This window comes from Legionella sp. km772 (assembly GCF_003989735.1).
In the GTDB taxonomy this organism is placed as follows: Bacteria; Pseudomonadota; Gammaproteobacteria; order Legionellales; family Legionellaceae; genus Legionella.
In genome coordinates, this window is the sequence record NZ_RZGQ01000118.1 from 1 (window position 1) to 8,773 (window position 8,773).

The following is an 8,773-nucleotide window of genomic DNA, read 5'->3' on the forward strand; positions in this document are numbered from 1 at the left end:
AAACTCATTTAAATCACTTTGCTATTAAGTACAAATTGATTCTTAGAGCGAACCAGATTGCTTGGCAGGAGCTTAAAAATATGGCAGCTTAAAATTGACCGTGCGTAACATGAGTAATGAATAAGGTTTCAATTTTTTTATTAATTCTATCGATGGTCTGAATAAGCTCTTTGGTGGTTTTATCATGGTAAGGAAGATCAAATTTCTTTGCCAAACCTTGAATCGTCTCAAGACCAATAGGAGCATGGGAAAATAAAGTAAGCTCGCCTTCAGGTGACACGGTATAGCTAAGCGCTTTAGCTTTGGGAATATAACAATCTCGAACAATGCTTCTTACTTCCTCTTCTTTAACTAATCCTTTGCCAATTAAAAATTGCATGCGAGCTAAAGATTGCCCCTGTCCAATGCTAAGATTATAAAACCCGGTAAACTGAACATTCGCATAATCCCTAATAAATTCAGCACTGTGATTAGAGAGTATAATATCTAAATTAAGTTTAGATTCATGTAATTTCTTTAAAACTAATAAGGTAAAATAATCATTATTACCGCGGTCCGCTAATTCGTCACCAATAAGCGTTACGGCTTTATCTAAATTAACATCGGCTGCCGCAATAATAGTTTGGAAACTACTTAATTGCTCGGCAGTGAGATCGTTGACATTGGTGTTATAAATATCACGCAAGCTGTTGTATGCTGCTTCATTAAGTTGTAAAACCCCTTCTTCAACTAAGATATAAATGAGTTTTAAGGCATTGCCATGAAGATCACCTAAGCTGATATGCTTAGAATCTTGTTTTTTGACTTGCGGAAACTTATCAAGATCAGCATCTCTATAGACTAAACCCAAAATACTTCTCCTTAAAGAGGTTTATAAAGTATAGTTAAAATTGCACTATTTTTACTGCTCCCATCGGTTCATCTTAACTTAAAGACTGTTTATTGCTCGGGCTAATACTGCTTGACTCATCTAAGCCAACCTCCTTTTCTTTACTAGGTGGGTTCTTAGCTTGCAAAAATAGTTGCCAATCCTCTACTAATTCCTTATGAACCTTATTGTCCAAAACATGTTCACTTTTACTAAAAGGCAAATAAGAAACGGTCTCAGATTTGGGATCAAAAACACAAACTTCTAAATAACGAGGAATTTCTTTTGCAAGATAGATTTTCTTCATAAAAGGATCAACGACCATCGCTGATGAATCTAAAAAGCGAGGATCTTCGGGGTTTGTGGTGTCGCTATGGAGCTTAGCTACTAAAAAAACATGACTATCATCTGTGCCTGGCTTTTTGACCCGAAACACCTGGGTATTAATTCCTGCTTTATCTAAAAGAGATTGGGTGTAAAAGGCAAACTCATAGCAATTTCCCGCATGTTGAGCCCCTATGGCACTATTAAGTAATTTTAATAAGAAACGCTCATTTATTTGGGACATAAGACTTATGTTTTGCCGAATAAAATCATTGACCAACTCTCGGGAGCGCATTACCTCTGCAGCATTTTTTTCCAAACCTGGAAGTGACGAGCAAAGAGTAATTATCTCATGAGTTTGGGTAATACAAAATTCCAGCTGTTTTAAAGAAATGGGATCCAAAATTTCTTTAATGCCCTCACTGACGCTTAAACTCCTGGCCATTCGCTTTTGGGCAGCTAATACGGTAAGTATTTGTACGGTGGACTTCATAACAACAACCATTAAATATGCACCTATGATAATTATAGAACAAAGGAAAATTTAATGGCTTATAAAGCGTCCATCTAGAATAAAAGCCTAACAGAAACAGTATTTTTCTAACATAAAGGAAATGCAGCAAGCTATTTTTTAATTTTATTACACCTGCGACTTGCAGCTTTTCCCTACTCAGTGCTATGTTGAATAGAAGGGATTGAGAAGTCGGAGTTAAAATGGAATCAATGATTGATTTAATTGGCTATGTTGCTTCTTGTTTGGTTTTTGCTACTTTTTATGTTAAAAAAATTATTACCTTACGTCTTATTGCCTTATGCAGTAATATTGCCTTTATCCTGTATGCTTTAGGTTGCGGATTACAACCAATATTTATTCTCCACTCGCTTTTATTACCATTAAATCTTTATCGTATTTTTGAAATTAAGCGCAATGAAAATTCTTACCTGGCAAAAAATGCGAAATTAGAAACCTAAATTAGTTAAGGCTTGACAAAATAATTGGGATTTTACCTAAGTCTTGCTAGTATTGCGCTTTATTATTTATCAATAAGGCCCTTAAATGACGTCTAATAAGTTAGACCACTGCTTGTCCCTTCTTCAACAAAATGAGGGAGATTTAAAACTATTACTTGAAATAAGCCAACTCTATTCCGAACTTGAGGATTTAGAACAAGCGCAAGCTTATTTAAATAAAGCCAAACGAATTGACCGTCAGTCCTGTTTAAGCATTCAAGGTATATTAAATCTAAAACAGGGTGATACACAAAAAGCAAAAGAGCATTTTCTAGAGGCTTTAGAACAAGAAAAATCTGCCGAGCTTAAGTATAATTTAGCGTTTACTTATTATATTGATAATAGTTATGAACAAGCATGGAGCACTTTATCTGACATAAGAGAAAGCGAGGGGTTCTCAGATATCCCTTTATTAAAGGCTCGAATTCTTCAACAACAAAATAAATCAGAGCAAGCAATTGAGCTTTTAGCAGCCCAAATAAAACTAAATCCTGATGATGCTGAAGCACTAAGCTTTTTATCACTTTTGTATTTTGATAACAACGATGAAGCATCTGCAGCAGAATTTTGTCAACGCGCTCTTGCGTTAAATTCAGAACTCTATGACGCACGTTTAGTCGATATTATGTTGCGCCTGCTCAATCAAGAAACTCAGATAGATGAGATTGAACGCTTAATAAAAATTAATCCTGAAGACAGTAGGTTGTGGTTTGCTTTAGGCAGCACCTACATGGGACAAGGTGACTTCTTGTTGGCCGAGCCACATTTAGCACGAACTCTAGAAATACATCCAGAATTTTATGACTGCCATATTGCCTTAGCGTGGTGCCAATTATTAAATAATAATATTCAAGAAGCACATAAGACCTATCAAAATGCGATATCAATAGTGGATAATCTAGCCGATGGATGGGGCGGTCTTGCCATTATTTATGCTTTAAATGCCGATCTAGAGCAAGCTGCGCAATTAATCAATAAAGCAAACTCATTAAATACAGATTGTTTTTTAACAGAGATTGCACAAATTATCTATTTAACTTTTAAGAATCCTCAGGAATCAGAACCATCAGTTTTGAATACATTGATGAATCCAGAGTTGGCTGCTAGCGAAAAATTAGCATTTATTATGAGTGAACTCTGCTAGTGCATCAAAAAGGATGCCTAGGTCTTTATAAGTGAAGCAATCCATCATTTCTCATTTCCGCACCATAGCTTCAAAACTCGCCAAGACTCGTAAAGACAAGCCTTGGCACCTCTTTATGGATGGGGTAAAACCACAACTCACAAAGAAAAAGACTGCTCTAAGTTTTGGTTTAACTCTTCATGCGCTTTTCTTAATTGGCTTGCTGAATGAGTCTCAGTAAAAAAACCTACCACTCCTGACTGTTTATAATGCTGATAATGAACGTAACCAAAGCTTAGTGCTGCCACAAAATTCACTACCGCAGCTAATAAATAACGAATGGCCATAGAAAGATTACTTCTATCTTTTCCTAAAACAGATTTGTTATACCCCTCTTTAGCATCAGCTAAGGCTCCAACAAGCAATTCTTTATTTTGATAATTTCTTTCCAAAAAATCATTAAGAGCAACTAAGCATTCTTTAATATAATGAGCAGAGTAATTTTTTGCTGCCTCATATTTTTTATTTGCTTGGGAAACTTCTAAATAAGTCAAAATTGTACTATTAGTATCCATAATCTTCATTATGGCTTTTAGCAATTTGGGATTATTTAACATAGGGAAATAAGTTTGGGCCTCGTCTCCAAGTATGGCTTGGAGTTTTAATCCTACCGTGCGCCTAATCAAGGCTTGGGCATAATTTGAAATAATGATTTTTTGTTGTTCCACAGGAAAACGTCTTATATTGGTATGCGGCTCTACTACTTCTGCCTCACATAAAACGGGCCCTTTCTCGCCATTGAAGAAATCAAGACGTGCTCGGGTTAAACCATAAGGATGCAGGTTGGCATAAAAATTGATTATTTTTTGGGCAAAATCGAGCATTCCTGCAGGGATAGCATGTTCAGAAATTGGAGTTCTAGAAGCAGAAACATTATTTCTAAAGCCCTTGGGCTTAACTGTTGCATGACTGAATTGATTCTCGAAAAAAACCAATTGATATTCACCACTGGTTTCTACAGCTTTAATGAAAGGCTGAATGATAATGCCCTTACTTCTTTTTTTTTCTAATAAGCTTTGTACTATAGCCTCTGCATCACTAAAAGACCGGTACTCATCACCCCTTCTTTTAAGCAATTCTGGCTTATCCGTAATTAAATAGGTATCACGTCCATCTGCAGAAACAATAGGCTTAATAACGAGGTCACCTTGCCAGATTTGTTTTTTTTTGAGCTCATCCCAAATTTGATGGAATGATTGGATATCATCTGTAGGTTTGATAAATTCGGCAGGAATTATAGAACCTTCTAAGGAGGGCTCATTGCCGAACTCGTTTTTTAATAAACTAAGGTATTCGTTTTTATGTACGCCTAAAAATAAAAAATCACTATCATTAATCAGCTTTTTTCCTTTTACTTCACACTGCTTAAGCCAAGCAATAAACTCTTCGTAATAAACCGCTGCATTCCAAGTTGAACTCACATAAATGGAATCATATTGATTTAGATCAATACGCGCATCACGCCAATCAATGATATCAACACTAATGCCTTGTTTTTCTAGCTCCAGTTTTACTAACCAATCATCCGAAGAAAGATTAGGCTGCACCAAATTATGTTGCGCTGCGATAGCTATTTTCATAAAAAAACCTTTATTTATTAAGCTCTTTAAAAATAGGGCAAACTATAACCTATTTGTGTGCGTAATGTAAGCAAGCTCATGAAATTATCGCCAGCCAAATTTTATTGTAGTATAATCGGCTCGGACTAAAAATTGATCAAAACAGTATCACTTTGTTTATTTTGCACTTTCCAACTAATTTATAAAGAAGAATAATATGGACGTTTTTTTGAATAATAATGCTGTTCTACGGCTAATTGCCCAGATAAAATCGTACTCTGATCAAATTGTACTCCCTCCTCCCCCTCCCTCTGTTTCGCCTCCCTTATCGAAGGAACAAGCCAAACATATTATTCAACAGGCATGGCAAGGAAAAAAGATTAAAAATGCGATGATAAAGTCCCCCTTTCATTCGTATCTATCCATGGTTGATGTCAATGAAAGACAACGTCAATTATCAGCCCTTATGCTTGGCCATCATGTAGCCGAACAACATCATGTAGCCAAGGAGCAGATCCCGAATCCTTTCGTAAGTCCAGTAGAATACTATCACCGCTCCACCCCATTGGATAATCCTGTCCTTGATGCGTTGTATAAAGAATTTGAAATCCACCATTTAGACAAAGAGAATTATCACTACATCCCTATTTCCTTGCTCGAGAATAATCCAATTGAAGATGTTTTAGATCTTTTTAGTGAGATCAACCAACTGCAACTCATTAAAAAAGCACCCCATACCATTGCTGTTTTGATTATTCCTAAATCTAATGAACTACTTGTTACAAAATTAAAAGATAAAATAAGGAACATGGGGCTGGTTGCCTCATCATGGGAAATTGCAGAAAACATTCGCTCTACTGTTTTGGATATTCCATCCGCACCTCATAATAAAATTGAATTAGATCCTAATTTACCCAAAACTAAAGAAGGGCTTCTAGCTAGTGAGTTGATGGTTAAACTAAAGGCAATTAGCAAGCGAGGAAAACACTATCCCACTACGCATTTAGCTCAATGTTTGAGAAAATTAATATCCGATCTACCTCCTAATATTAGTTCTGCAGCCATACAACGTATTGCCACTATGATAGACTTTACCAATACTTTTTATCTTTACCATTATCCTCGTTATGCACTTTGTATTTATTATGTCCTCCATGAAATTAGCCTGGCACTCGTAGAAAATACAAGCCCAATAGTGATGGAGTTAGAGTACGAGCGATATGTAGCTGAATCATTATCAACCCTAGAAAAAACCTTATCGGTCAATAGCTCTAATCTTAATAACTCACGCTTTTTAACCACCGCAAGCACCTCTGGCGCCAGTGCTTGTGCGATTGCCATGCGTATTGCTAGTACTATGACTACACCCCATGACACCAGACCCAAAGTTAAAATATTTAAACCTTGCTATTATGAGCTGCCCAATACGTTTAATCTTGATAGCACTAATGACCCCAATGAAGCGGACGTATTAATGATTTCCGCAGGTCCTATTGTGAATCCAGAGGGCTTAACCCCAGGTATAGACATTAATCTCTTCTTAAAACACCATGTTATTGATACCAAGCGTTCAAAACCACTCACTTTAATTGTCGATGCCACAACCGCTTTATATAAAAATCTTCGCCTAAATGATGAAGTGCAGCAATTAATAGCTAAAGGACAACTCTCTATAATAGTGCATGAAAGTCATCAAAAATTTGGATTAATTCACAGTGATCAAGCCCAATATGGCCGTGTTTTTGGCTGGTGCTCGAATAAACATTTTAGTCAACAAACACTTGATCAAGTCGAGATGAATACAAAAGCTGATTTTTTCAAGCACGTTGATATGCGGATCGGCGCTTTTATAAATACACGCTGCGGCGAGACTCTTGAACAAATTAAAATACAACATTTTTCTAACGGAGCTTTATTAAGAAACCTCCTTCTGGGGACATCTATTATTTCTGAGCATATTGAAGAGCATGAAGACATGCAAGAAAACTTAGATGAACTCTATTTTTTAACCAATCAAGAAACTCAACCCGGCTCTTTTGTAAGTAAGATGGAATATGCAGCTTTTGGTGCCGTAGAGTATAGAAACAGCTTCGGCCATTTTGCACTTACTACAACTATAGCTGTCGGATTAATGCGTCAAAGCCCAGATGCATCCGATGCTATTGATAATTTAGCCTTAGCTAGCCATATGCGTCTTGCCCACTTATACCAGTACACCGCAAGCAAAATGGTAGAAGCATTAATAAGCGGTAAAAAAGTTCAAAAACCATTGACCATAGAAGAACAGATTGTGCTCATCGGAATGACACATAGCATCGCTTCATTTTTTCCTATCTTACCTACAGATTTTAATCAAATAGAGTCAGTTAACCGCTTCTTTAATGAAGAAGATAAGGGAAAAATTATACATTCAAATACAAAACCTAAAAACATCATTATTTCACAAGATAAAACTAAAAATGTAACCTATTTAGGTTTCCACTCGCATGGAAAAGTATTCAGACAAATACCAATTAAAGATCCTTTATTACTTAAAATGATCGAAGCTGGAACTATTAATAGTGCAGAGGGACATAGTTTAGTTAAAAATCGTCTAAAAATGCTCCAGAAAAACTATTTGCCAATAAATGCTAGTATTCCTCTGTTATATTCCATCATAAGCCAGAACCTCAATTATTGTCCCTTATTGAAGAAACGACCCTTTATTATGGATATAAAACGGTGGTTAGATGCCCTAGAAGACAAACTTATTCAAGAATATAAACCGCAAAATTCGCGAAGTTTTTTAAACGGTATAAAAGAATTTTATCCTAATACAGCTGATGAGGAAGCTAATAAATACAGCCTAATCTTTTTAAGTACTATCAAAGGCTCTTTAACGCCCCCCTCTTTAGCACTTCATAAAAAGGATTTTATTAAAGCGATTAAAAAAGTCTATGAAGGTAATCAGCAAATTTTAGATAATTTGAAAGATGCGCCGCAAAAATACAAGCTGGCGCAGCAAAGCGGCGAAATTTATTTAAACACCTGTTTCGAAGCCTTATATCATTTTTATAATAATAAAGAGCCTAATTACTTAGATCAACTCAGCTTAATCAAGTCAATTAATAAGGCTGAGGCTACTTATTTACAAGTACTTTCACACGACAGAACTAAGCTTAGCCAAATTGCACGTTATATTCTTAAGGCAATCACGAATTTCATTGCGGCACTTAGCTTCGGTGCAGCTCATTACATTAATTACAAAGCCAAAGGGGAGCTATTGTTTTTTTCCGGTACTCGCTCTGAAAATAAATTGAAGAGTTTAGACAGAGAGTTAATCGAAGATATCGAGATTATATCTCCAGTAGCTTACTAGCTCTAGCTTAGCCATTGCAGCTTGTTGTCTGTGAACTCAAAGCATTCAACAACGCTGCCGTATATGAGGGCTCAGAGCATAGATATCCCTATCAAAGCTCAGCTTTATTTACTTAAAGTCTTATTAATTTCAACTGACATCTCATCCGCAACTTTCTCTGAGGCTGTTTTCGAAAGGACTGACTTGAACCAGTCTATGATTTTATCGAGTACTTTCCAGCCCGAATCAGTCGCTTTATGTTTTTGGAGATGAGGCTTAGCCTCTGCTATTGCTGCCTCGCTCTTGTTACAAAATTTTTCCATATTTTGACTATCAGGATGCATAGGGTTCAAGAACTCTTTTTTTGCTTTTATTAACTCATGTTACGCACATAAACTTGTAGTTTGACTAAAAAGCATTAGAATTCCGCCCTTAATTTTAGGGAGGGAATTAAATGGATATGCTTGATCTTTATAGTGATTATTTGATTT

7 protein-coding genes are annotated in these 8,773 nt (G+C 36.1%); 3 read left to right on the forward strand and 4 right to left on the reverse strand.

What is annotated here, in order from left to right:
• Positions 1–88: 88 nt before the first annotated feature.
• Both ELY15_RS11220 and ELY15_RS11225 read right to left on the reverse strand, forming a co-directional pair.
• Positions 89–850, reverse strand: a complete 762-nt coding sequence (locus ELY15_RS11220) for a hypothetical protein (protein ID WP_127100039.1) — start codon at positions 848–850, stop codon at positions 89–91.
• Positions 851–923: 73 nt separating this feature from the next.
• On the reverse strand, positions 924–1,685 hold the full coding sequence (locus ELY15_RS11225; RefSeq protein ID WP_127100041.1) for a hypothetical protein: 762 nt from the start codon (positions 1,683–1,685) through the stop codon (positions 924–926).
• A gap of 221 nt (positions 1,686–1,906) precedes the next feature.
• Here ELY15_RS11225 and ELY15_RS11230 point away from each other — a divergent pair, with 221 nt between their 5' ends.
• Positions 1,907–2,164, forward strand: coding sequence for a hypothetical protein (locus ELY15_RS11230; protein WP_127100043.1), 258 nt, complete (start codon positions 1,907–1,909; stop codon positions 2,162–2,164).
• An 85-nt stretch (positions 2,165–2,249) separates the two neighbouring features.
• Positions 2,250–3,347 carry a lipopolysaccharide assembly protein LapB gene (locus ELY15_RS11235; RefSeq protein WP_127100045.1) on the forward strand — a complete coding sequence of 366 codons (1,098 nt, stop codon included), beginning with the start codon at positions 2,250–2,252 and terminating at the stop codon, positions 3,345–3,347.
• 137 nt (positions 3,348–3,484) lie between these two features.
• Here ELY15_RS11235 and ELY15_RS11240 read toward each other — a convergent pair whose 3' ends face one another.
• Positions 3,485–4,966, reverse strand: coding sequence for a RimK family alpha-L-glutamate ligase (locus tag ELY15_RS11240; RefSeq protein WP_127100047.1), 1,482 nt, complete (start codon positions 4,964–4,966; stop codon positions 3,485–3,487).
• A 196-nt stretch (positions 4,967–5,162) separates the two neighbouring features.
• On the opposite strand from ELY15_RS11240, the gene ELY15_RS11245 reads away from it, so the two are divergent.
• On the forward strand, positions 5,163–8,303 hold the full coding sequence (locus ELY15_RS11245) for a hypothetical protein (protein ID WP_127100049.1): 3,141 nt from the start codon (positions 5,163–5,165) through the stop codon (positions 8,301–8,303).
• Positions 8,304–8,407: 104 nt separating this feature from the next.
• Here the strand turns inward: ELY15_RS11245 and ELY15_RS11250 are convergent, their stop codons facing one another.
• Positions 8,408–8,626, reverse strand: a complete 219-nt coding sequence (locus ELY15_RS11250) for a hypothetical protein (RefSeq protein ID WP_127100051.1) — start codon at positions 8,624–8,626, stop codon at positions 8,408–8,410.
• Between the last annotated feature and the right edge of the window lie 147 nt (positions 8,627–8,773).

What these genes read in the sequence shown, in the direction of transcription:
- ELY15_RS11225 (WP_127100041.1), bottom strand. Translation starts at nt 1,685, where the DNA reads ATGAAGTCCACCGTACAAATACTTACCGTATTAGCTGCCCAAAAGCGA.
- ELY15_RS11230 (WP_127100043.1), top strand. Translation starts at nt 1,907, where the DNA reads ATGGAATCAATGATTGATTTAATTGGCTATGTTGCTTCTTGTTTGGTT.
- ELY15_RS11235 (WP_127100045.1), top strand. Translation starts at nt 2,250, where the DNA reads ATGACGTCTAATAAGTTAGACCACTGCTTGTCCCTTCTTCAACAAAAT.
- ELY15_RS11240 (WP_127100047.1), bottom strand. Translation starts at nt 4,966, where the DNA reads ATGAAAATAGCTATCGCAGCGCAACATAATTTGGTGCAGCCTAATCTT.
- ELY15_RS11245 (WP_127100049.1), top strand. Translation starts at nt 5,163, where the DNA reads ATGGACGTTTTTTTGAATAATAATGCTGTTCTACGGCTAATTGCCCAG.
- ELY15_RS11250 (WP_127100051.1), bottom strand. Translation starts at nt 8,626, where the DNA reads ATGCATCCTGATAGTCAAAATATGGAAAAATTTTGTAACAAGAGCGAG.